The following is a 24,393-nucleotide window of genomic DNA, read 5'->3' as shown; positions in this document are numbered from 1 at the left end:
TACATGCTTTGATCAGGATCTTGCCCGCTTCGTCCCCAGCCCTGCTGGGTCGGCGCCGCCCCCTCCCCGGCCCTTTGCCGGAGGGCACAGCCGACGATCGACTCAAGGAGTCCTCCTCATGTCCCGCTCCCTCGCCCCTCCCAGCCCTGGCGCCCTGCGCGCCTGCATGTCCCGGTTCGCCACCGGCGTCACCGTCGTGACGTACGCGGGCGAGGACGGTCCCCGGGGCGCGACCATGAACTCCTTCACGTCCGTCTCCGCCGATCCCGCGCTGGTGCTCGTCAGCGTCGCCCGCCGCGCCCGCTGCCACGACCAGCTGATCGACAGCTCCTTCTGCGTCAACATCCTCGGCGCCGAACAGGAGCCACTGGCCCGGCTGTTCGCCGGGGCACAGGGCGCCACCGAGCCCCGCTGGGCGAACGCGGCCCGAGTGCCCCGCCTCACGAACCCCCTGGCATGGGTGGAGTGCGAGCCGTGGCAGGCGTACGACGGCGGAGACCACACCCTCCTCGTCGGCCGCGTCACCGACCTCGGTCACCGTGACGGCGACGCCCTCACCTACGCCTGGAGCCGCTTCGGCACCGCGGCCGAGTCCACCGACGGCATCGAACACCTCATCTGAACCCGTCTCCCGCTGATCACCTCCACAGGAGAACCACCATGGCCGCACGCACCGGCAAGGAATACCTGGAGCGCCTCGCCGCCTCCCGCCCGACCGTCCACATCCAGGGCGAGACGCTCACCGGAGGAATCCAGGAGCACCCCGCTTTCCGCAACGTGGTGCGGACCTACGCCGAGCTGTACGACCTCCAGCACAGCGACGAACACAAGGACGTCCTCACCTACACCTCACCCACGTCCGGCGAGCCGGTCGGCACGTCCTTCCTCACCCCGAAGACCCCGAACGATCTGGTCAAGCGCCGTAAGGCGTTCAAGGTGTGGGCCGACCACAGCAACGGCATGCTCGGCCGCACCGGCGACTACATGAACAGCTCCCTGATGGCGCTCGCCTCGGCCGCCGACTGGTTCGCCCAGGCCGACCCCGCCTTCGGCGAGAACATCCGCCGCTACTACGAGAAGGCCCGCGAAGAGGACCTGCTGTGCACCCACACGCTGATCCCGCCGCAGGTCAACCGGGCCGTGGCCGGTACCCAGCAGGCCGGCGGCAAGCTGGCCGCGCGGATCGTGAGGGAGGACGACAACGGCGTCGTCATCAGCGGGGCGCGCATGCTCGCGACGATCGCCCCGTTCGCCGACGAGATGCTGGTGTTCCCCTCGACCGTGCTGCGCGGCACCCCCGAGGACAAGCCGTACTCGTACGCCTTCGCCATCCCCAACGACACCCCCGGCCTGCGCTACATCGCCCGCGAACCGCTGGACTACGACCGCCCCCGGCACGACCACCCCCTCGCCTCCCGCTTCGAGGAGTCGGACTGTGTGGTCGTCTTCGACGACGTGCACGTGCCCTTCGAGCGCTGCTTCGCCCTCGGCGACGCCGAGCTGTGCAACGGCTTCTACTCCCAGACGTCCTCCGTGGTGCACATGACCCACCAGGTCGTCACCCGCACCACCGCCAAGACCGAGTACATCCTCGGCCTGGTGACACTGCTCACCGAGGCCATCGGCATCGAGCAGTTCCAGCACGTCCAGGAGGACGTCGCCGAGATCATCACCACCCTGGAGACGCTGCGCGCCTTCCTGCGCGCCGCCGAGGCGGACGCCGAGGTCAACGAGTACGGGGTCCTCACCCCGGCTTTCGCCCCGTTGAACGCCGCCCGCAACCTCTACCCCAAGCTCTACCAGCGCTTCCCGCAGATCCTGCGCAAGCTCGGCGCCTCCGGCCTGATGGCCACCCCGACCGAACTCGACATCCAGGGGCCCGGCGCCGCCGACATCGAGGCCTACCTCCAGTCGGCCACCCTCACCGGCCCCGAGCGTGTGAAGCTCTTCCGCCTGGTGTGGGACACCTGCATCTCCGCGTTCTCCAGCCGCCAGGCGCTGTACGAGTACTACTTCTTCGGCGACCCCGTGCGGATGGCCGGCGCGTACGTGAAGAGCTACGACCGCGAGCCGTACAAGGCCAGGGTCCAGGCCTTCCTCGACCGCGCCTGAGCCCGGACGGACGACATGACGCACCCGCTCGGGAACTCCCCGTCGAAGATCATCGCTCTGCATCTCAACTACCCCAGCCGCGCCAAGGAGCGCGGCCGGATCCCCGCCCATCCGTCGTACTTCCTCAAGCCACCCTCGTCGTTGGCCGGCACCAAGGAGGCACTCGTCCGCCCCGAGGGATGCGAACTCCTCGGCTTCGAAGGCGAGATCGCCCTCGTCATCGGCTCGCGCGCGCAGCGAGTGAGGCCCGAGGACGGCTGGCAGTACGTGCGATGGGTGACCGCCGCCAACGACGCGGGTGTGTACGACCTGCGCTACGCCGATCGCGGCTCCAACCTCCGCTCCAAGGGCGGAGACGGCTTCACGCCGATCGGGCCGCGACTGCTGGACGCACGCCAACTCGACCCGGCCGCCCTGCGGTTGCAGACCTGGGTCAACGGCGAACTGGTCCAGGACGACACCACGGACACGCTGCTGTTCCCGTTCGGCGAGTTGATCGCGGACCTGTCGAGGCAGGTCACCCTGGAGCCGGGGGACGTCATCCTCACCGGCACGCCGGCCGGGGCCTCCGTGGTGGCCCCTGGTGACGTGGTCGAGGTCGAGGTGACCGGAAACGGGCTGTCCACCGGCCGCCTCCGCAATCCCGTCGCCGCCGGGCCCGCGCTGGACCCGTACGGGGCGATGCCCAAGGCCGATCCGGCGGAGCGGGAGGCCGCGTACGGGACGGCGTACACTCCTGCGTCCCTGCTGGACAAGCGGTTCGAGGAGGGGCTGCGCTCGGTCGCCGTCGCCACCCTCAGCGCACAGCTCCGTGCCCGCGGTCTGCCGCACATGTCCATCGACGGCGTCCGCCCCACGCTGCCGGACCGGACCATGGTCGGCGTCGCGCACACCCTGCGCTATCTGCCGCTGCGCGAGGACCTGTTCAAGAAGTACGGCAACGGCATGAACGCCCAGAAGCGGGCGATCGAGGAGCTGAGGCCGGGCCACGTGCTCGTCATGGACGCACGCCGCGACACCTCCGCCGGGACCCTCGGCGACATCCTCGCGCTGCGTGCCCAGACGCGTGGTGCGGCCGGCGTCGTCACCGACGGCGGCCTGCGGGACAGCGCCGCGGTCACCGAACTCGGCCTGCCCGTCTACCACGGTGGGGAGCACCCCTCCGTCCTGGGACGCCGCCACGTCCCGTGGGACTCGGGCGTGCCCATCGCGTGCGGCGGCGCGCTGGTGCAGCCGGGCGACCTGATCGTCGGTGACGCGGACGGTGTCGTGGTCGTGCCACCCGAGCTGGCCGAGGAGCTGATCGCCGACTGCCGGGAGCAGGAGCTGCGAGAGCGCTTCATCACCGAGCAGGTGCGTGCCGGGCACAGCGTCGACGGGCTGTATCCCCTCGGTCCCGACTGGCACGAACCGTTCGAGCAGTGGCGCCGCAGCCACGCCCCTTCGCAAGAGTCGCAAGGAGAAACCGCATGAAGTTCCGCAGTGATCCCGCCACCATCCGCGGATCCATCGCCCCGGTCGTCACCCCGTTCACCGACGAGGGCGCCGTCGACCACGACAGCCTGCGCTCTCTGATCCGCTTCCAGCTGGAGTCCGGTTCGCACGGCATCTCGCTCGGCGGCTCCACCGGCGAGCCCAGCGCACAGACCGTCGCCGAGCGGATCGCCGCCATGCGTACGGCCGTCGAGGAGACCGGCGACCGGGTGCCCTTCCTGCCCGGCACCGGCTCGCACAAGCTGAACGAGACCCTGGAGCTGACGGCCGCCGCCCAGGACCTGGGAGCGGACGCGGCCCTGGTGATCACCCCCTACTACGCGCGCCCCACCCAGGAGGCGCTGTACCAGTGGTATGCGACCGTCGCACGGGAGTTCCCGGACCTGCCGATCGTCGCGTACAACGTGCCCTCGCGCACGGCCGTCGACATTGCCCCCGAGACGGTGAGGCGGCTGTTCACCGACTTCGACAACTTCGTCGGAGTCAAGGAGACCACCAAGGACTTCGAGCACTTCTCCCGTGTGCTGCACGCCTGCGGCCGCTCGCTGCTGGTGTGGTCCGGCATCGAACTCCTCTGCCTGCCGCTGCTCGCCCTGGGGGGCGCCGGCTTCGTCAGCGCCGTGGCCAACCTGGCGCCGACCGCCGTGGCAAGGATGTACGAGCTGTGGGAGTCGGGGGACTTCGACGGCGCACGCGACCTGCACTACCGCCTGCACCCGCTGGTGGACCTGCTGTTCGTGGAGACCAACCCGGCCCCGGCGAAGTGGGTCCTCGCCCAGCAGGGACGGATCGCCTCGCCTCACGTACGGCCGCCGCTCATCACGCCCACCGCCCCGGGCCTGGCCCGCATCCGCACCCTCCTCGCCGAGGGCGGGGACCTGACGCAGCAGCTCGGAACCCAGCAGAACGGAGCCGACAAGTGAGCACCGCCCCCGAGGGCCTGCCCTCGACCATCCGGCACTGGATCGGTGGCGAACTCGTCGACGCGGCCGACGGCCGCACCTTCGACGTCACCGACCCGGTGTCCAACACCACCTACACACAGGCCGCACGTGGTGCGCAGGACGACGTCCAGCGGGCCGTCGAGGCAGCGCAGGCCGCCTTCCCCGGCTGGTCGTCCACAGCCAACCGCGAACGCGCTCGCGTCCTGTACCGCATCGCCGACGCCGTCGAGGCCCGCCACGACCGCCTCGCCGCCTTCGAGTCGTACGACTCCGGGCTGCCGATCACCCAGGCCCGTGGCCAGGCGCGGCGCGCCGCCGAGAACTTCCGCTACTTCGCCGACGTCATCGTGGCCCTCGGCGAGGAGGCGTTCCGGCAGGGCGACGACCAGTTCAGCTACGTGGTGCGCACACCGGTGGGGGTCGCTGGCCTGATCACTCCCTGGAACACCCCGTTCATGCTGGAGAGCTGGAAGCTCGCACCCGCGCTGGCGTCCGGCTGCACGCTGATCCTCAAGCCGGCCGAGTGGACCCCGCTGTCCGCGTCGCTGTGGCCGGAGATCTTCGAAGAGGCAGGCGTGCCCGCCGGGGTGGTGAACATCGTCCACGGCATCGGCGAGGAGGCCGGCCAGGCCCTCGTCGACCACCCGGACGTGCCGCTGATCTCCTTCACCGGCTCCTCCGACACGGGCCGGCACATCATCCGGTCCTCCGCCGAGCACCTGAAGACGGTGTCGATGGAGCTGGGCGGCAAGTCCCCGGTCGTCGTCTTCGCCGACGCCGACATCGAGGCAGCCCTGGACTCCGTGGTCTTCGGCGTGTTCTCGCTCAACGGCGAACGCTGCACGGCGGGTTCCCGGGTGCTCGTCGAGCGCCCGCTGTACGAGGAGTTCACCCGCCGCCTCGCCGAGCGAGCCGAGCGGGTCAGGGTCGGCCTGCCCTCCGACCCCGCCACCGAGGTGGGGGCGCTGGTCCACACGGAGCACTACGAGCGCGTCCTGAACTACGTCGCGATCGGCAAGAAGGAGGCCCGGCTGGTGGCGGGCGGCGCCCGCCCGGACCACCTCATCGAGGGCAACTACCTCCAGCCGACCGTGTTCGCCGACGTCGAGCGTGACGCCCGTATCTTCCAGGAGGAGATCTTCGGCCCGGTCGTGGCTGCCGCGTCCTTCGACGACGAGACCGAGGCCATCGAGCTCGCCAACGCCACCCAGTTCGGCCTGGCCGCCTACATCTGGACCTCGAACCTCAAGCGCGGCCACCGCATCGCGCACGCCGTCGAGTCCGGCATGGTCTGGATCAACTCCCACAACGTCCGGGACCTGCGCACGCCTTTCGGCGGCGTCAAGGCGTCGGGCGTAGGCCGCGAGGGCGGGGCTCACTCCATCGACTTCTACACCGAGTCCAAGATCGTCCACGTCGCCCTCGGTGACGTCCACACCCCACGATTCGGAGCCGTTCGATGACTGGAACAGCCGCACCGGACGTCGTCCGCTCCGCCTACGCCCAGCTCGCCGTCACCGACCTGGCCAAAGCCCGCTGGTTCTGGGTGGACATGCTCGGATTCCACGTCCAGTACGAGGACGCCGACTCCCTCTACCTGCGCGGGACCGATGAGCTCACCCATCACTCGCTCGTGCTGCGCAAGGGTGAGATCGCCGCTCTCGACCACATCTCCTACCGCGTCCGCACCCCTGAGGACGTCGACAAGGCGGAGAAGTTCTTCGCCGGACTCGGCTGCCCGGTCAAGCGGTTGAAGAAGGGTGAGGGCACGGTCGGAGTCGGAGACGCCGTACGCGTCGTCGACCCGCTCGGCTTCCCGGTCGAGTTCTTCCACGAGATCGAGCGTGGTGAGCGCCTCATCCAGCGCTACGACCTCCACCGCGGCGCCCAGATCGCCCGCCTCGACCACTTCAACATCTGCACCCCCGACATACCCGCCGCCTACGCCCACTACCAGTCCCTCGGCTTCGGCTGCTCGGAGACCATCGAGGGCGACGAGCACGAGCTGTACGCGGCCTGGATGTACCGCAAGCAGACCGTCCACGACGTCGCCTTCACTGGTGGCGCGGGTCCCCGCCTGCACCACCTCGGCGTGGCGACCCACGAGTCCCACCAGGTGCTGCGCACCGCCGACATCTTCGGCGCGCTGCACGAGGAGAAGCACATCGAGCGCGGGCCCGGCCGACACGGTGTCTCCAACGCCTTCTACGTCTACCTGCGCGATCCCGACGGCCACCGGGTGGAGATCTACACCTCCGACTACTACACCGGCGACCCGGACCACGAGACGTACCGGTGGAACGTCAACGACGACCGCCGCCGCGACTTCTGGGGCAACGCGGTGATCGAGTCCTGGTACAAGGAGGCCACCCCGGTTCTCGACCTCGACGGACGGCAGCAGCCGGTGAGCAGCTCCTTGCTGGACGAGTCCGCCGTCCAGATCGGGGCAGATGGACTCGGCTGACCGCGTGGAACGGCTCCGGTGCCGGGTGCGGCACCGGAGCGGCCGGCACGGCGGGGTCAGAGCGTGAATCCGGCCCCGTTGGCCGCCGGAACCGGCATTCTCCCTGGTCAGCAGCAGTGACTCGACCTCGGAACCGGTCGGTGGCTGTGTCGACTGCCGCGTATCCTGTAAAGGATCAAGGAGCCGTCCAAGGCTTCGACTTTGTTGGGACAACTGCCCGACTCAACCGTTGTGGGATGAGCGTTCGGGCACGCGCCGAGATTGTCCACGTTGGAGAAGCGAGGGGGCGCCATGTCCGAGCCGGCGGCACCGACCACGGCGGTCGCCCGACCTGCCAAGAGGCTCTCGGCAAGCCGTGAGCGGACCATCCTGCGAGCCGTCTACGAGATACTCGCTGAGTCCGGTTACCAGGGACTGCACTACGAGGCAGTGGCGACCCGCGCCAGGACGAGCAAAGCCACGCTGTACCGGCACTGGCCCACCAAGGCGGAACTGGTGACCACGGCCATGAGCTTGCGCCCGGCCGAAGACCTGCAGGTGCCGGACACCGGCACGCTGCGCGGCGACCTCCTGGCATACCTCCAGTTGCTCGCCGAGTGGATGGGGGGCGAGCCAGGCGCCGTGATCAGCGGTCTTTTCGTCACCATGCGCAATGATGCTGAGCTCGCGGCGCTGCTGCGCCCCTTGCTGATCCCCGCTGTACCGCCCGTCCGGGCTGTCTGCGAGCGCGCAGAACGGCGTGGAGAACTCGCCCTGGACCAGGACGTGCGATTCATCGACGAGCTCTGTGCACCGGCCCTGTTCATGCGCCACGCTCTGCTCGGCCTGCCTCTGGATGCGGAGTTCGTCGAGTATCTGGTCGACGGCGTTGCCATGCCGCTGCTGACCCGCGCCACGTGACGCGGACTGTCGTCCCGGTCTGCTCCGGCGGCCCTGCGGCTGCCAGAAAGGATGTCTGGGAGAGCAGTAGCCGACAGCTCCCCCGTCGCGATTTAGAAGCCGTTGATCTTGCGAGCCAATGCACGGGCGAGGACCGGTGAGAAGTCCATCCGACGGAACCCTGCGGCCTGATTCGGGGTGAGCCGTTCGAAGGTCGGGCGCGCCAGCGGTTGAACCCGCTCCCGGAACTGTGCGTCGCCTTCATCACGGTGGACGAGAAGCTCGCGCCGGAGTGCTGTTCAAGTCCGCGGTCGGCACCGTCGTCGCCATGGCGACGACGGTGCCGACCGCGGTGAAGCCCTCGCCGGGCTCTTCCTCGTCTCCTATCTGGGCCTCGCCCTGCCCGCGATCGGCCTCGGCATCGCCACCCGCTACACCGCCGTGACCACCGCGATGACGTGGTTCACCGGTGTCCTGCTCGCCCTGCTCACCACGGCCGGTGTGCTCGCGCGCCGCCGCGGCGGCACTGGCTGAGCACACCGCTCGCCGCCGGGGTGCGGCGCCGCCGCGCCGGCCGACTCGACTGTCCGGCGATGTCGCGGAGTTGCGCCAGGTCCAGACCATTGACGTGTACACCGCTTCCGGTTAGCGTCTGCGCACACGCTTTCCAGGACCAGCCCCCGTGCCCCACCGCAGTGTTCGGCAAGCCTCGGGAGTTCTTCCATGCGCGCCAAGCGATCATTGTTCACCGCACTTCTGCTGAGTTTTCTGACAACGATGTCAGTCGTTCAGGTCGCTCCGACCGCTTCCGCGGCGGCGGAGGCGGCGGTGTGCAACAAGTACTGCGACGCGCGGGACCCGGCCCTCAGCAGCCAGGACCGCAAACCCGTCACCGCCACGCTCTTCTCGCGCACGTTCGTGCTGCACTTCAACGACGCCGACGCCATGGGCTGGGCGTCCATAGGCAACGGCAGCCCCGGGGACGAGGTGTGGATGGACCGGTCGTTCGACGGCGGTCGCACCTGGTCCTCGGGCAGCAGGATCGGCGCCACCACGATCCCGGCGGGCCAGAGCGGCTGGCGAACCATGATGTATAACGTCGACGACTGGGCGAACCACGGCGTCGGCGCCCTGCGCGCCTGCGGCAAGGCCGCCGACCGCACCGACATCGTCTGCACGCCCTGGGCCCGCTCCACCTGGAACGCCGCCGACCGGCGCACCGCGGCGGCCACCGCGCAGATGCAGTTCTACGACTACGGCACCGGCCTGTTCGACACCACCGGCTGGTGGAACTCCGCCAACGCGCTGCATGCCGTCATCGACAACGCCCGGGTGACCGGCATGCGGAGCTACGCCTACGCCATCGGCCGCACCTACGACCTGCAGGTCAACGCCCATGCGGGGCAGTTCCGCAATGACTACATCGACGACACCGGATGGTGGGGCCTGACCTGGATCGCGGCCTACGACCTGACCGGCGACCCCCGCTACCTGGCCACGGCCCGGGCCGACGCGGACTACATGGCCTCCTACTGGGACAACACGTGCGGCGGCGGGGTGTGGTGGAGCACCGCGAAGACGGTGAAGAACGCCATCCCCAACTCCCTCTACATCGAACTCAACGCCGCCCTGCACAACCGCATCCCGGGCGACACCACATACCTTCAGCGCGCGAAGGCGGACTGGACCTGGTTCCAGGGCACCGGCATGATCAACTCCGACCAGACGGTGGGCGACGGCATCAGCCTGAGTACGTGCAAGAACGGCAACAGTACGGTCTGGTCGTACAACCAGGGTCAACTGGTCGGCGGTCTGACCGAGCTGTACAAGGCCACGGGCGACTCCTCCGTACTCACCGCGGCCCGTCGGATCGCCGACGCCAACACCACATCCAGCAGACTCAACACCTCGGTGGGCATCCTCAAGGACCCCTGCGAGAGCGGTGACTGCGGTGCCGACGGGCCCTCTTTCAAGGGCGCCGACGTACGCGGCCTGGCGAAGCTCAACGCGGTCCTGTCCGACCGCCCCTACACGGCGTACCTCAGGAAGCAGGCCGCACAGGCCTACGCGTCCGACCGCAACGCGCTCGGCCAGTACGGCCTGCGCTGGTACGGCCCCCTGGACAAGACCGACGCCGCCCGCCAGCAGAGTGCCCTCGATCTGATGAACGCCGCCTCCTGACCCCCACCAGCCGCCCGTGCCGCAAGAGGAGGAGAACCATGTCCGTCCCTCCACCGCAGACCTCCACCCGCGCGCCGCGGCATGCGAACCCGGCGCCTGAAGCGGTGGGCGTCCGCCGCAGCCCTCGCGGCCGATGGGGTCCTCCTGGTGCTCGTGCCGGCAGGACCGGGTTCCGCCACCTGTCCGCTGGGCGGACTTTGACGGCGACGGACGAGCCGGCTAGGTCCTGCTCAGCTCCGGTGGCGTGGTGTCGGTGTGCGGCAACGCCGAGTACGTCCTCGGGGGCGACACGACCGACGCCGCCACCGTCTACGCCTGGCAGGGCGAGGGCGGCCACGGTGCCTTCAACGACCTTGGGCGTCGCCATCGGCTGACCACTCGCTCACTCGTCCGGTCACGCCGCCGGTCCGTCCTCCTCCCCGCTCTCCCACAGCCCTGCACCAAGGACCAAATAAGGAGAACGATGTGTCCATCTCTGTGACGCGAAGGACGCTGGCCGCCATGCTGGCAGCCCTGGCCATCGGTCTGGGTATCACCTGGACGGGTACCGGCAGCCAGGCACAGGCCGCCGTGCCGACCACCATCCCCCTGACGATCAGCAACAACTCGGGGCGCGGTGACCAGGTCTACGTCTACAACATCGGCACCCTGCTCACCACCGGCCAGCAGGGCTGGGCCGACGCGAACGGCGTGTTCCACGCATGGCCCGCCGGCGGCAACCCGCCGACCGACGCGCCCGACGCGTCGATCGCCGGACCGGCCAACGGCCAGACCATGACACTCCGGATGCCGAAGTTCTCCGGCCGCGTCTACTTCTCCTACGGCCAGAAGCTCGTCTTCAAGCTGACCACCGGCGGCCTCGTGCAGCCCGCGGTGCAGAACCCGTCCGACCCCAACAGGAACATCCTGTTCAACTGGACCGAGTACACCCTCAACGACTCCGGCCTGTGGATCAACAGCACCCAGGTCGACATGTTCTCCGCGCCGTACGCGGTCGGCGTGAAGGCCGCCAACGGCACTGTGAAGAACACCGGCCACCTGAAGCCCGGCGGCTACAACGGCTTCTTCAATGCGCTGCGCGGCCAGCCGGGCGGCTGGGCGAACCTCATCCAGACCCGTTCCGACGGCACGGTTCTACGGGCCCTGGCACCCGGGCACGGCATCGCGGCGGGCGCGATGTCGGCGAGCGTGATGGACGACTACATCAACCGCGTGTGGCAGAAGTACAGCACTTCGACCTTGACGGTCACGCCCTTCGGCGATCAGCCGAACACCAAGTACTACGGGCGGGTCTCCGGCAGCGTCATGAACTTCACCAACACCTCCGGTGCCGTCGTCACCACCTTCCAGAAGCCGGACGCCGACAGCATCTTCGGCTGCTACAAGCGTCTGGACGCCCCGAACGACCTGGTACGCGGCCCGATCTCCCGCACCCTGTGCGCAGGCTTCAACCGCTCGACGCTCCTGACGAACCCCAACCAGCCCGACCCCAGCAGCTCCGGCTTCTACGCGGACGTCGTCACGAACCACTACGCCCGGAAGATCCACGCGCAGATGGCCGACGGCAAGGCGTACGCCTTCGCGTTCGACGACGTGGGCAACCACGAGTCGCTCGTGCACGACGGCGATCCGCAGCAGGCGTACATCACCCTCGACCCCTTCAACTGACCCCGGGATCCGGTCCTCCAGGACCGGCGGGATCGGCAGTTGCCACCACCTGGTGTGCCAGGTGGCCGCACGGGTGCTCTCCTCCCCGGCGGGGCGGCGTCCACGAGCAACTCCTCGCCACGCCCGGTCGGCCCTTGCACCGGCTGTGCTGTCCAGCGAGACGGCTCGCTGGACAGCACAGCGATATCAGGCCGATCTGCGCTGAAGGCTGCCACTCCCGCTCGACCGCCAAGCGCTTGCGTGCGCGGGGTGACGGCCAGTCGTCGGCTAAAGGAGCAGCCGTGGCCATGTGACGGTCAAGATCATGCGTGGAGGCCGGCAAGTGGCACGTTCGGCGGCGCGGTGCTGCCCCACGCGCGCCGGCGCGGCGGCCAGAGCGCCCTGCCGGCCACCCGCGCCCGGCCGGCACCGGAACCGGGCTGTCGCCTACTCATCGCCGAGACCGGTGCCGAGAGCGGTGCGGAACCGGTGTCGAGACCCACAACTCGTCCCTGCACAGCAGGCTCCGCCTCGGGTTCCAGGTGACCTGCGAACGTTGCAACTGGAACTGGCACCTCGCGGATGACGTTTCATTGACCTGACCGGCTGCGGATGGCCTCCTTCTTGGCGCGGTTGCCGCTGGTGCTCATCGAGCACCAGCGGCGGGACCGTCCGCGGCTGGTGTTCCACTGCTTGTCCACCGGAGGCCCGCAGTAGGAGCCCGGCACTGAAATCGCACCTCGACCCACGCATGACGACGCGCAGCCCCAGGTGCCCGATCTGCCCGCTCGACGCCTGCGCCGCCGATGTGGTGCCGGGGCCAGGGCGGCCTCGTGCTGCAGCGTTTCGACCGGGACTACGCGTGCTTTCCGGTTGGTGACGGGCACCGTGCCCGCTTGCCGTGGCGTCCGCGTGGACGTGCTGTCGCAGTAACAGAACTGGTTCCCGGACGAGACACGGTGCCGCCAGGCTGGCCTCATCGCGCATGGCCCCTGTCGACGGGGCGTATGCCAGCCCACGGCGCCGGGCCCACGGACGGGTCCGAGGCCGACCGTGCCCGCGGATCTCTGTGTGTCCGCGGTGGGGGTGCAGGGGCGGTGACTGCACCTCGTAGGACTCGGAGAACACCACTCCGACGTACTCAGGAGTACTTGCCGCGATGACTGACATCACGACGCGTGCGGTGCCGCACACGACGCCTCAATCGACGTATGGCCTCGCCGAACTCGACAAGGAATCCCGCATGGGCGGGACCGGAACCGATGTTTCATCGGCGAGTTCGAGGCTGCGCAGGGTGTGGGGCATGGTCAGGGCGGCATCCGCGATGATCACCGCGTCGCGGGCGTCGGTCTTGCCCTCGCCCGGTAGAGGTCGGCGATTCGGCGCATCGTCAGCCCTGGCAGGTAGGCGACCTCGCAGCCCGCATCCCGGGCCACCGCCAGGGGCAGGGCACCGATCGAGGCGGGCTGGTCCACCACGACCAGGACCTGGCCGCACTTCGCGGTCAGCTTCTCCAGCATCGCGCGGAGCTTGGGCTCGCTGTTGGGTAATCGAGGCGCGCTTCGGGCCGCTGCGGCAGTTCACCATCGCCAACTCCCACCACGCCAACCACACCGTGCAGACGGGGCCCTACACGCCTACCTCCGCTGACGCAACGCCAACGCCCGTCACCGCGACGTCCTGGCCGCTGAACGCAAGGAACGCGCCCGCATCCGAAGCGAGAAAGGCATCCGCTGGGGCGGACGCTCTCTCAAAGCCGCAGCCTGACCGCAACCCGGCGAACCTGCGCGGTCACAGCACTATCCCGGGGTGGTCATGTCTACGCTGGCGGCGTGACATTGGTGTGGGTGACGGGTAATTCAGGGAGTGGTAAGTCCACGGTCTGCGGGGTGTTGCGAGCGCGTGGCTACGTCGCGCTCGACGCCGACGAGGACGGCTTCAGTCGCTGGATCGACCGGGCTGAGGGCGAAATTGTGGTGGATCCCCCGGATCCGGTTCCTGGGGGCTGGCTCGACCGATACGGGTGGGCGATCGTCCGTGAGCGCGTTGAGACCCTCGTCGAGGAGTCTCGTTTCCGAATCGCGTTCTTGTGCGGGTCGGCGGAGAACGAGGCAGACGTCCGCGATCTTTTCCACCTCATCGTGTGCCTGGTGATCGACGAGGACACCCTCCGCCACCGACTCGCGACCCGCACTACGAACACATTCGGGCAACACCCCGAAGAGCTCGCAGCGGCCCTGCAGTGGAACCCTCGGATGCGAGCGATCTACGAAAGCCATGGCGCGACGATCATCGATGCATCCAAGCCGGTGACCGAGGTGGTGGACAGCGTGATCGACGCAGTTCAGGGGCTGACAGGCTCCACCCAATAAGTAGAAGTAGTACACCGCATCACTCATCGGCAGCCCAACCGCCATGACCCCCGACCCCGCGAACCTAATTCGTTCTCAGCGGCCCACACAGAGCGGCTGTCGCTCCAGCGGGAGCGGGAGGTGTTGTTCCCTTCAAGGCTGTCTCCGCCGAAGATTTCTGGCCCCGTCATGGCGACACACGCCTCATGACCTGCGCTGTACCAAAGCGCCAACTATTTCGCTGATTCTGCGGCTCCGGCCGCTGAAGAAACTTGGCATCAGTGCAGGTCGTGAACGTGGCCTGGTGCCAACTAGCGAGCCCGGTCACACTGATGCGACGAGGGTTTTTGCCCAGTCGGGCGTCAGGCGGGTGCCGTCCGGGAGTGTGACAGGGGGCCGGTCGGGGGCCCGGCTTGATCGCCGGGCCCCGCTGCTGGTCCTGTCAGGCCTTTGTGGTGAAGGGGCCGCCTACTCGACGAGCTCCCAGTCCTGCGAGCCGTCCGTGACCGCGTTCTGCAAAGTCAGCTGCGCTCCGGCGGACGCTCCGGTCAAGTACAGACTTGTGTTCTTGACGGACTGGAGTCTGTAGAACCCGTCGTCGGTCTTGATGAGGTTCCAGCTGCCGGTGGCGCTGTTGTCGACCCACTGCCCGATCTTCTGGCCGGCCGTCGCGCTGCCCGTCCAGATGGCCGCCGCGCGTCCGCCCGCCTTGTTCAGCAGCGTTTTGCCGCCGTTGGGCTCGGTGACGACGTGCCAGAACTGGGTGTCCGGGTTCGACGCCGATCCCGGCGCCTCCAGAACGACGTCGGGAACATCGCCGTTGCCGAGGTTCGCGTCGTTGGTGTTGTTCCCTGTGCCGATCACCTGGTCGGTCTTCCGGTTCACCAACTGGTAGTAGGCGCCGTCCGAGTGGCCGAGATCGACCTCGGCGAACTTGAGCGTCGAGGTGCCTTGGTTGTTGAGAATCACGAGGCGGCCGGTGCCCTCGACGTACTGCAGGTTGCGGCTGTAGCCGCCCTGAGATGTCGTCTGGTACTCCTTCCACGTACCGTCGCTGCGGCCGCTCTCGTTGACCCAGACGTTGCCGCTGCCGGCGGCGTTGTAGACCAGGCGCCCTCCCGGAAGCCTGATGATCACCGGACTGCCGTTTCTGGCGAGCGGACGGGAACCGGAGTCGACCGGCAACGACGCTACGTCCGTGCCGGTGGCGGAGCCCTTGTAGAACTCCAGTGGGCTGTCGGCGATCACGTACCTGGTGTTTGCCCCACCGCCCCAGTACTCGAAGGGGAGCATCCACTTGCCGTCCGTCGTCCGGACCACGTTCGTCATGCCGGGCCGACCGCCGCCGATCTCCTTCTTGCCGCCGCCCATGTCCTGGGTCAGGCCCGCGAGGTCCACGACGGGATCGCTCCAGTTCGCGCTGCGGCCGTCCCAGGTCTTGTGGACGAGGATCTGCCCGAGGGAATCCTTGGCGGTGTCGTTCGCCGGGTCCAGTGTCGGGACGCCGGTGGTCGCGTTGAAGCCGAGGTAGTCGTTCTCGTCGGAGTAGTAGCAGACGAGCTTGCCCTTGTGGACCATCAGGTACGGCTCCCAGAGGGGATCGACCTGCTTGTTCGTGTTGGCGTCGGCGATGTTCTGCCCGGTCGCGCCCGCGCTGCCGCCCTGCCAGCCGCCTGTCGCGACGACGTTCTGGATCTTCCACGTCGCACCTTCGTCGGTGCTGGAGTACAGGGCGATCGCAAGGTCCTTGCGGTCGCCGTCGTTGGACGGGGTCCAGTTCGGGTCGGCCGCCTTGTGCTCCTTGTAGTAGTAGTCGTCGCCCGACACCACGGTCGCGAGGAGCAGCGTGCCCTGCTTCAGGTCCCCGACGTCCTGCGGAAGCGTGTAGAGATACGGGTTGGTCCAGTTGCTCGTGTACTTCGCGTACTTGGAGTCGCTGGAGATGTACGCGGGCGCCTTGACCTCTGACAGCGGCTGCCACGTCGTTCCGTGGTCGTCGCTCTTGTAGACCGGGAGCGTCTGCTTGTCGGCGCTGCCCGTCTCCGTCACGACCGTCGACTTCTCGAAGGCCGCGACCAGACGTCCGCTCGGCAACTGCGCCGACTTCGGGTAGATCGCGCAGTTGCCCCGCCCCTTCAGACACGGTTCGCTGCCGAGCTGGTACAGAGTCCCGCCCGTCGGGTTGTACGCCTGCGCACCGGACGCGGGTATGGCCAGCAACGCGGACGCTGCGGCGAAGGTTCCCAGCGCCTTTCCTAGCCTTCTTCTCTGCATGTCTCCTCCTTCTGGGGATGACCACGGTGATGCCCGGGTTCTTCGGCCACCGGCGTGGTGGCCTGCTGTGTGGGTCCGCGCGGCAAGCTGCTCACGTAGCCGGACGGGCGGGGATCGGAGTGCGGATGGCGGGGGCCGGATGCTCAGCCGATGCGAAGCACTGTTCCGGCCCTGTCAGGAGGGCGTGCCCGCTTCGGGGGCCGGTGCCGGGGCCGTGCCGGTGTCGGCGGAGACGAGTACGCGTACGTCCCATGGGCCCAGGTCCAGGCTGGTGCCGGCCGGTACCGGAGCGTCGGTCAGAGCGTCGGACAGGTCCACCGGGGTCTGGGCGCGTGCGGGTTCCCAGCTCCAGTTGTGCACGATGTGGACACGGCGTCCGTCGGGGGAAGTGCCGGTCGTCGCGGTGACGGATGCGGGGAGCCCCTGCCATCCGCTGCGCGTGGCCGGAGCCATCCAGGTGGCCAGTGTCCGGGCGAGGTCGCGGCCGGGCACGGTGCCGACGCATGTGACGCGACCGGCGCCGTGGCGGCGGGTGGTGACGGCCGGCCAGCGCCCGAAGTGCGGGTGAACGTACGACGCCAGCACGTCGGCGTCAACGACCGTGAAACCCTCGGCCCAGTGCGTCGCGGTCGCGTCCGTGGGCACCTCCAGCGGGCCGCCGGGCACGGCACGGACCGGGACGTCGTGATGGAGGTTGCTGAACTCGTCGTAGTGGACACCCGCGGCCTCGGCGAGACGCCCGGGGGCCGGTTCGTGTCGGGCGCGGGCCTCATGGTCGGCGTACGCGGTGCGCGGGCCGAGCACGAGGTGGCCGCCCGCTTCCGCGTAGGCCGCGAGCCAGTCGACCGTGGCGTCGTCGACGATGTACAGGGCCGGGGCGACGAGGACCGGATGGCGTCGCACGGCCTCCTCGGGTGTCATGCCCTCCCGCTTACCGCTCGGGTCGTGCAACTGCCGGGCATGGACGATGCGCACCTGGCGGCCGGCGTCGAAGGCGCCGCGGTAGAAGGGGTCGAAGATGCGGTGGTAGGCGGCGGGGTCCGGTTCGCCATCGGGCGTCGCGAGCGGTGGGTACTTCTGCATGAGCCACTTGCTGGGCATGGAGTAGACCATCGTGATGTCGGCGTCCGGCTCGATGCCGGCGACGAGCGGGCCCGCCTTGTCGAACTCGGCTCCCAGACGCGCCACTTCGGCGTAGGTGCGGCCGGGTTGGCCGCTGTGCGGGAGGACGCCGCCCCAGTAGGTCTCCGCGCCGAAGCGCAGCGTCTGCCACTGCCAGTACTCGATCATCCGGGCGCCGCGTGCGACGTGCGCCCACGCGGTCTGCCGCCACTGGCCGTCGTATCCGGGGCGGTTGTCCCAGGGGAAGCCGATGGAGCTCGCGTTGGTCTCGGTGGCAAGGAACGGCTCCTGGCGGGAGGAGAACATCCAGTCGGCGGTCTGGTACATCGACCACACCCCGGTGGTCTTCCACTTCTGCTCGTGCTCGTCGGGGGTCGGGTCGGGCAGCAGCAGGCCGTCCTGCATGTCGTAGTAGGGGTTGCCGGAGGCGATGTCGAGGCGGTCGGACATCTCGTCGTCCTCCACCCCCTGGCGGGTGTAGGAGATGCAGGTGGTGACGAACTGTTCGGAGTGGGCGTACTCGCGGACGAGGTCGGCCTGCCAGCCGATGAACTCGGTGACCTGGCGGGACTGGAACTCCCGCCAGGCGACGTCGTACTGGGGCTGCTCGTTCCCGTCCGGCGTCCACAGGTCGGCCCAGGTGGAGAGGCGGTGCGACCAGTAGACCAGGCCCCATTCGCGGTTGAGGGTCTCGACGTCGCCGTACTTGTCGCGCAGGTGGTCGACGAAGCGCTGGAAGACACCGCGGTTGTGGAAGAGGTGCAGCCCCGGCTCGTTGTCCACCTGCCAGCCGATGACCGCCGGGTGGTCGGCGTAGCGGGCGGCCATCTTGCGGATGATGCGCTCGGCGTGGAAGCGGAAGGCGGGGTGGGTGAAGTCGACCTCCTGGCGGGCGCCCCAGCTGATGCGCTCGCCGGTGCGCCGCTCGCCCGTGATCTCCGGGTACTGACGGGCCAGCCACTGAGGCACGGCATATGTAGGAGTGCCGATGATGACGGAGATGCCGCGTTCGTGGGCGCCGTCCAGGACGGGCTGGAGCCAGTCGAGGTCGAACTTTCCGTTCTCCGGCTCCCAGGTCGACCAGACCGACTCGCCGACCCGGATCACGTTGAAGTTCGCTTCGACCATCAGGTCGAGGTCGGTCTTCAGCTGTTCGTCGGGCCGCAGCTCGGGATCGTAGGCGGGCGTGTACTCGTGGTAGTACGCGGCGCCGAAGAGGACGCGGGCGGGGAGAACCGCCATGAGGGAACCTCCGAGGAGTCGATGGGGGTGGCCTGTGGGCAGGTGGTGGTGGAGCAGGGCATCACTGCTTGACGCCACCGGTGGCCAGACCGCTCTGCCAGTACCGCTGCAGGAGCAGGAAGGCGATGACGAGCGGGATGATGGAGATGAGAGAGCCGGTCACGACGAGGGCGAGCATGTTGCTGTTCGCGCCGGCCCCGCCGCCGACGGCCTGGGACGCCCAGGAGGAGAGCCCGACCGTGACGGGGTACAGGCGCGGGTCATTGAGCATGATCAGCGGGAGGAAGTAGTTGTTCCAGGTCGCGACGAGCGTGAAGAGCACGACGGTCACCAGGCCGGGGGCCAGCAGCCGCAGAGCGATCGTGACGAAGATCCGCAGCTCACCCGCTCCGTCGATGCGCGCGGCCTCCAGGATGCTGTCCGGTACGGCGTCCTGGGCGTAGATGCGCATGAGGTAGAGGCCGAACGGGCTGACGAGCGAGGGCAGGACGATGGCCCAGGGGGTGTTGACCAGGTCCACCTTCGCGAAGAGCAGATAGGTCGGGATGGCCAGGGCGGTGGTCGGGACCATGATGGCGCCGAGCACCACGGCGAAGGCGGCGTTGTTGCCCCGGAACCGGTACTTGGCGAACCCGTAGCCGGCGGCGGCGGCGAGGAGCGCGGCCCCGAGCGCACTGCCGACGGAGTACAGGACCGTGTTGAGCAGCCAGTGCAGGAAGACCCCGTCGTCGTGTGTCAGGGTTTCCCGGATGTTCTCGAGCAGCTGCGGTGAGCGGGAGAACCACAGACCGAAGCTGGTGAACAGGTCCTGGGTGCTCTTGGTCGATGCGACGGCGAGCCAGAACAGCGGCAGCAGGAAGTAGGCCAGGACGGCCACCATGACGATGGTCAGCGGCGTGCTGCGGCGCCCGGCCGGCCGCCGGCGGCGCCGGTGTGCGGTGCGCGGTGCGCCGGTCGCGGTGGCGCCCACCGTCCGCCGGGACGTGGCCGGGGGAGTCGTGGTCGTCATGAGGTCCTCCTGCGGTTCGCGGTGAACAGGACGGCGTAGGAGAAGATCACGATGACCAGGCCGAGGAGGAAGGACACCGCGGCCGCGTAGTTGACCTGCTGGCCGGTGAAGGCGAGGGAGTACGCGTAGAGATTCGCCGTGTAGGAACTGTCGATGACGTCGGGTGCGACCGCTTGGAGCAGCTTCGGCTCGTTGAACAGCTGGAAGCTGCCGATCACGGAGAACAGCAGGGTGAGCAGGAGCGCCGGCCGCAGGGCGGGGAGTTTGACGGACCACGCGGTCCGCCAGGCGCCGGCGCCGTCCATCGCGGCGGCCTCGTACAGCTCCTGGGGGATGGTGCGCAGGGCCGCGTACAGGATGATCATGTTGTAGCCGACGAATTCCCAGGTCACGATGTTCGCCAGGCTGCTCAACATCCAGCCGTCGCTGAGGAAGTGGGGGAGGGGCAGGCCGAGCTTGTCACTCAGCTGGGCGAACGGCCCGAAGTCCGGCCCGTAGAGGTAGCCCCACATGAGGGTCGCGACGACGCTAGGGACGGCGTAGGGGACGAAGATGCCCAGGCGGATCACCCGTGCGAGCCGCAGCAGACCGCTGTCGAGCGCTAGCGCGAAGACCAGTGCCAGCAGCAGCATCAGCGGTACCTGGATCACGAAGAACGTCGCGACCCGCAGGACCCCTTCCCTGAGAAGCGGGTCCTTCAGCGCCGTCACGTAGTTGTCCAGCCCGACGAACGCGGTCCCGCCGATGAGCCTCTCCTGGAACAGGCTGAGGTAGGCGGCGTAGCCGAGCGGAGTGAGGAACATCAGCAGGAACAGCACCATGAAGGGTGCGACGAACAGCGGACCTGCCGCACCATGACGCAGGCCACCGAGCCGGTGACGCTTCGGCCCCACTCGGCGCGGGTCCTCGGTGGACGCCGCGGTCGTGGCAGTCATCATCGGGCCTTTCTGGGAGAGAGGGACTGGCCGGCGGCGGGTGCCGTGCCCCGCCGGGGGAGCGGCGGAGCACGGCACCCGCCGGACCTCACGGAGCCTGGACGGTGAAGCCCTGGTTCTTGGCGTAGGTGGTGAGCCGTGTCTGCCACGAGTCGAGCGCGGCGACGGAGTCCTTCTTCTTGGCGAGGGACCTGCCGACGGTCTCGGTCCAGTCGGTGACGGCCTGGTCGAGGAACGGCGGCCACTGGAAGTCGGGGCTGACCGTCTCGCCGATCTCGGCGAACAGACGGTTGACCTTCTGGCCGCCGAAGAAGGCGGACGCGTCATCGGTGAACTCGGGGTCCGCGAGCAGTTGCTTCGTCGCCGGGAAGAAGGACTGCTTGGTGTTGAACAGCTTCGTGCTTTCCGGGTCGCTGTTGAGGAACTGGGCGAACACCGCCGCCGCGATCGGGTTCTTGGTCACCTTCGTGACCGCGCTGGTCGAGCCGCCCCAGTTGCCCGAGCTCGGCTTGGAGGCGTCCCACTGCGGCAACGGGGCGGCCCGCCACTTGCCTGAGGTGGCCTTGGCCGCACCGGAGAGGAAGGCCGGCCCCCAGGCCGCGGTGATCCACGTGGCGTACTTGCCCTTGTTGAGCGCGGAGTACCACGCGTCGGTCCAGCCCGGCTCGACTCCGATGACCCCTTCCTGCGCGAGGCCGCCCCAGTAGGCCGCGAGTTTCTCGGAGATGGCGTCGTTGACGCTGATGGAGACGTTGCCCTTGCCGGAGGTCGCGTAGGGCTTGGCCCCCGCCTGCCACAGCAGACCGTGCCACGCGGCGGCCTCGTTCGCGGCCAGGTTGGTCATGTAGACGTCGGGGTCGGCCTTGTGCAGCTTGCGCGCCGCGGCTGCGAAGTCGTCCCAGGTCTTCGGCGGCTCGATGCCGTGCTCGTCGAAGATGTCCGCCCGGTACAGCATGCCCAGCGGACCGGTGTCCTGCGGGATCGCCCATACTTCGCCCTTGGGGCCGCTGACCTGGCCCCACGTCCACTCGACGAACGTGTCCTTCAGCTTGGACGCGCCGTACGGGCCCAGGTCCAGAAGACTGTCCGTGATGGTGAACGTCGGAATGGCCTGGTACTCCATCTGCGCCACGTCCGGGGCGCCCTTGCCGGCCTTGATCGCCGTGCGCAGCTTCGTGTAGTGCTGCACGCCCTGGCCCGCGTTGACGACCTTGACCTTGATGGCCGGGTACTTCTTCTCGAAGAGCGCGACCTCCTGGTCGATGTCCGGGACCCACGTCCAGAACGTCAGCTCGGTCGGCGTCTTCATCGCCTTGTCGATGTCGGCCTGGCTGACCTCCTTGTCGGAGGAGGCGGAGCCGCTGCCGCCGCTGCCGCCGCAGGCGGAGAGCGTGGCTCCCAGCGACACCGCTCCCGCGGCGGTGAGGAAGAGCCGGCGGCTCATTTGGGAAGGGCTGGGGGTTGCGTTGAATCTGCGCATGGTGAACTCCCGCCAATGGCTGAGTGAGTGGCACGCCGGGCGAAGGCGTGCGGAACAAGGGGGGTGACGAGGGGAAAGGGGGCTCGAACGTGACGGCCAGGACATCAAGGTCGACTTGGCGCAGGTGCACGTCCTCGCGGACTTCACCCGGCGGGCGTTCCACCTGCTGTCGACATGGCCGCCGTGGGCCGGGGGAAGGACGGGGTGGAGCGGCGAACCGTCGCGGCGAGATCACTTAGTTGCGGCCGCGTGAAAAGGAGCAGGTGAATCGCCCGCGTAACGGGGTGGACGCGAACTGCGTGGGCGCCGTCAGTGAAGACACGAGGTGAGCAGGGGCCGGTACGGCGGTTCGCCCCGCCATCACGTGCCCAGCGGTGAAGACAGTGCTCGGCCTGATCTGCCCTGGTCAGTTATGGGCGTTCGTACCTCCGTTCAGGGGTGGACTGCGCCGACCCCGACTCGAACGAGAGGCGGTACGCCGACCAGGACGTGCTTGCCGGGTCGGTGGGGGCGCGGTCGAGGCGCGCACCACGAGGTCGATCGGTGGATCACTCGCCGGCAAGGGATCTGCCTGCGGGTTCTCGATGGTGTGCACGAGGCGCTTGAGTCCCTCCTGTGCCACGGCGTCGAAGGGTTGGCGAACCGTGGTGAGAGGAGGAGTCACATAGGCGGCGACGGGGATGTCGTCGAAACCGACGACGCTGACGTCCTCCGGCACGCGCAGGCCGGCCTCCGTCAGTGCGCGGATGAGGCCGATCGCCATGTCGTCGTTGGCGGCGAACACCGCGGTCAGGTTGCCGTCGGAGGCCAGTTCACGGCCCGCCGCGTAGCCGGACGAGGCCGACCAGTCGCCCTCGACGACGGGCGGCACCGTTCTGTCGTGCTCTGTGAGCGCCGCCCGCCAGCCCTCCAGACGGTCCTGGGCGGCGTACCACCGTTGCGGACCGGCGAGGTGGTGGACGGTGTCGTGCCCCAGCTCCAGCAGGTGTTCGGTGGCCGTGTGCGCCATCAGGTCGGCGCCGACGCCGGCGGCCAGCGCCTTCGGTGCGGGGAACGGCGGCGCGCCGAGGACGAGGACGGGCACGTCGAGTCGGGCTGAGAGGTCTCCGTCGTAGCCGTCGTCGATCGGCTCAGAGATGACGATGCCGTCCACGCCCTGATCGAGGAGCGAGTCCACGGCACCGGCGACTCCCGCCGGGTCGCCTTCCATGGTGTTGACCACGCGGAGGGTGTACCCCGTGTCGCGTACGGCGCGCTCGACTCCCATGATCAGCGAGGCTGGTCCGTACAGGGCGGTCCCCAGCGTTACCACGCCGATGGACCGTGTACGTCCCGAGGCCAGCGCCCGGGCGGCGCTGTTCAGCCGGTAGCCGAGTTCCTCGGCGGCGTCGAGGACGCGTCGGCGCACATCGGCGGAGACGTACGGCTCGTCGTTGAAGACCCGGGACACCGTCTTCTGCGAGACGCCCGCCAGCCGGGCCACGTCCACGCTGCGCGGTGCGCCGGAACTCCCGCCCCGTCTTGCCTCTCGCGTCATGGTGCCTCCCGACGATCGTGATCCGAGCCCGATGCTCTTGGTCGGCATTCGTCTGATTGCGATGCCATGTCTGCGCAGTCATACGGGCCCGGTGATGCCGGTCGGGCTCCGTCTGACTGCGCTGCCATGTCTACGCAGTCATAAGACGTCCGTCAAGAGTTCGGAACACATCCGTAACCTCATGCGAAGTCAGGGCAGGGTAGGAAGTCAGGGCAGGCTGGGGCGCGGACTGGCCGCGCGGCAGGGAGCGGCGTTTCTTGGGCAGTTTGCGCGGACGGGCTCGGCGCTGGGAGTTTCCCTCCAGGCGCACACGTCCGACCTGGATCGACTCGACCGGCGGCCCTTGCGGGCCGGCGGGGTAGGCATCCTGGGACGAGGCCGGCCGCCGAGGTGTGGCAGGCCCGTTCAACGTGACCGGCGAGCATGCTTTGGATCTTGACGGACGCACCTGAGGCGCGATGAGCGGGTCCGAAGATCGGTGTGAGGCGCTGATGAGCGACGGAGAGCCCTCGGAGCCCGGGCTGGCGATTCTCACCGAGTTCGGTCGGCGATGCGCCTGATCCCAACTCCCCGTCCCGCAAGGCATGGACGTCGGCGGACCGTTGGCGCACTGCCGTAGTCCGGGCTCCTTGGGCCAGCACTGTGTCAGCGGCCGGGCCGCAAGCGATCGTCTACGCTCGGCGGTCCCGTCCGTCGAGGCGTAGACGTCAACAGTGCCCTCC

Annotated in this window: 17 protein-coding genes and 2 pseudogenes; 11 read left to right on the top strand and 8 right to left on the bottom strand. The window is 68.7% G+C overall.

Annotated elements, in window-relative coordinates; genetic code table 11:
• The first annotated feature begins 118 nt into the window (after positions 1-118).
• From JIX55_RS04820 to JIX55_RS04780, 9 genes are all read left to right on the top strand, one after another.
• The gene (locus JIX55_RS04820; protein WP_257561971.1) at positions 119-622 is read left to right on the top strand and encodes a flavin reductase family protein; all 504 of its coding nucleotides are present in this window, start codon (positions 119-121) and stop codon (positions 620-622) included.
• A gap of 38 nt (positions 623-660) precedes the next feature.
• Positions 661-2,112 (top strand): 4-hydroxyphenylacetate 3-monooxygenase, oxygenase component, encoded by a 1,452-nt coding sequence (gene hpaB / locus JIX55_RS04815; protein WP_257561969.1) that lies wholly within the window; start codon positions 661-663, stop codon positions 2,110-2,112.
• Between the two features lie 15 nt (positions 2,113-2,127).
• Entirely contained in the window at positions 2,128-3,585 is a 1,458-nt protein-coding gene (locus JIX55_RS04810; RefSeq protein WP_257561968.1) for a fumarylacetoacetate hydrolase family protein, read from the top strand.
• Positions 3,582-4,529, top strand: coding sequence for a 4-hydroxy-tetrahydrodipicolinate synthase (dapA, locus tag JIX55_RS04805; protein ID WP_257561967.1), 948 nt, complete (start codon positions 3,582-3,584; stop codon positions 4,527-4,529). The genes JIX55_RS04810 and dapA overlap by 4 nt, the downstream gene beginning before the upstream one ends.
• Positions 4,526-6,013 (top strand): 5-carboxymethyl-2-hydroxymuconate semialdehyde dehydrogenase, encoded by a 1,488-nt coding sequence (hpaE, locus tag JIX55_RS04800; protein ID WP_257561966.1) that lies wholly within the window; start codon positions 4,526-4,528, stop codon positions 6,011-6,013. Before dapA ends, hpaE begins: the two co-directional genes overlap by 4 nt.
• On the top strand, positions 6,010-7,014 hold the full coding sequence (gene hpaD, locus JIX55_RS04795) for a 3,4-dihydroxyphenylacetate 2,3-dioxygenase (RefSeq protein ID WP_257561965.1): 1,005 nt from the start codon (positions 6,010-6,012) through the stop codon (positions 7,012-7,014). The genes hpaE and hpaD overlap by 4 nt, the downstream gene beginning before the upstream one ends.
• A 291-nt stretch (positions 7,015-7,305) precedes the next feature.
• On the top strand, positions 7,306-7,914 hold the full coding sequence (locus JIX55_RS04790; RefSeq protein ID WP_257561964.1) for a TetR/AcrR family transcriptional regulator: 609 nt from the start codon (positions 7,306-7,308) through the stop codon (positions 7,912-7,914).
• Positions 7,915-8,670: 756 nt separating this feature from the next.
• A complete protein-coding gene (locus JIX55_RS04785) occupies positions 8,671-10,074 on the top strand; it encodes a glycoside hydrolase family 76 protein (RefSeq protein ID WP_257561963.1) in 1,404 nt (467 codons plus the stop codon).
• Positions 10,075-10,575: 501 nt separating this feature from the next.
• On the top strand, positions 10,576-11,742 hold the full coding sequence (locus JIX55_RS04780) for a glycoside hydrolase family 64 protein (RefSeq protein ID WP_257569215.1): 1,167 nt from the start codon (positions 10,576-10,578) through the stop codon (positions 11,740-11,742).
• 569 nt (positions 11,743-12,311) lie between these two features.
• On the opposite strand, the gene JIX55_RS04775 is transcribed toward JIX55_RS04780, so the two are convergent.
• A complete protein-coding gene (locus tag JIX55_RS04775; protein ID WP_257561962.1) occupies positions 12,312-12,701 on the bottom strand; it encodes a CGNR zinc finger domain-containing protein in 390 nt (129 codons plus the stop codon).
• Positions 12,702-12,987: 286 nt separating this feature from the next.
• Positions 12,988-13,271 (bottom strand): annotated as a pseudogene (locus JIX55_RS04770) (IS110 family transposase); the annotation flags it as partial.
• Between JIX55_RS04770 and JIX55_RS04765 the strand changes: the two are divergent.
• Positions 13,268-13,488, top strand: a pseudogene (locus JIX55_RS04765) (IS630 family transposase); the annotation flags it as partial. The pseudogenes JIX55_RS04770 and JIX55_RS04765 overlap by 4 nt on opposite strands.
• 65 nt (positions 13,489-13,553) lie before the next feature.
• Positions 13,554-14,093 carry an AAA family ATPase gene (locus tag JIX55_RS04760; protein WP_257561961.1) on the top strand — a complete coding sequence of 180 codons (540 nt, stop codon included), beginning with the start codon at positions 13,554-13,556 and terminating at the stop codon, positions 14,091-14,093.
• 447 nt (positions 14,094-14,540) lie between these two features.
• On the opposite strand, the gene JIX55_RS04755 is transcribed toward JIX55_RS04760, so the two are convergent.
• The 6 genes from JIX55_RS04755 to JIX55_RS04730 all read right to left on the bottom strand — a co-directional run bounded on the left by JIX55_RS04755 (position 14,541) and on the right by JIX55_RS04730 (position 23,671).
• Entirely contained in the window at positions 14,541-16,346 is a 1,806-nt protein-coding gene (locus JIX55_RS04755) for an RICIN domain-containing protein (protein WP_257561960.1), read from the bottom strand.
• A gap of 174 nt (positions 16,347-16,520) precedes the next feature.
• Positions 16,521-18,710 carry a beta-galactosidase gene (locus JIX55_RS04750; protein ID WP_257561959.1) on the bottom strand — a complete coding sequence of 730 codons (2,190 nt, stop codon included), beginning with the start codon at positions 18,708-18,710 and terminating at the stop codon, positions 16,521-16,523.
• Between the two features lie 61 nt (positions 18,711-18,771).
• On the bottom strand, positions 18,772-19,719 hold the full coding sequence (locus JIX55_RS04745; RefSeq protein WP_257561958.1) for a carbohydrate ABC transporter permease: 948 nt from the start codon (positions 19,717-19,719) through the stop codon (positions 18,772-18,774).
• The gene (locus JIX55_RS04740; protein ID WP_443046695.1) at positions 19,716-20,654 is read right to left on the bottom strand and encodes a carbohydrate ABC transporter permease; all 939 of its coding nucleotides are present in this window, start codon (positions 20,652-20,654) and stop codon (positions 19,716-19,718) included. Before JIX55_RS04740 ends, JIX55_RS04745 begins: the two co-directional genes overlap by 4 nt.
• An 88-nt stretch (positions 20,655-20,742) precedes the next feature.
• Positions 20,743-22,098 (bottom strand): ABC transporter substrate-binding protein, encoded by a 1,356-nt coding sequence (locus JIX55_RS04735; protein WP_443046372.1) that lies wholly within the window; start codon positions 22,096-22,098, stop codon positions 20,743-20,745.
• 442 nt (positions 22,099-22,540) lie between these two features.
• The gene (locus JIX55_RS04730; RefSeq protein ID WP_443046371.1) at positions 22,541-23,671 is read right to left on the bottom strand and encodes a LacI family DNA-binding transcriptional regulator; all 1,131 of its coding nucleotides are present in this window, start codon (positions 23,669-23,671) and stop codon (positions 22,541-22,543) included.
• Between the last annotated feature and the right edge of the window lie 722 nt (positions 23,672-24,393).

The organism is Streptomyces sp. DSM 40750 (assembly GCF_024612035.1).
Taxonomy (GTDB): Bacteria; Actinomycetota; Actinomycetes; order Streptomycetales; family Streptomycetaceae; genus Streptomyces.
Note: the sequence above shows the minus strand (reverse complement) of the source record. Positions and strands in the feature narration are given on the sequence as shown.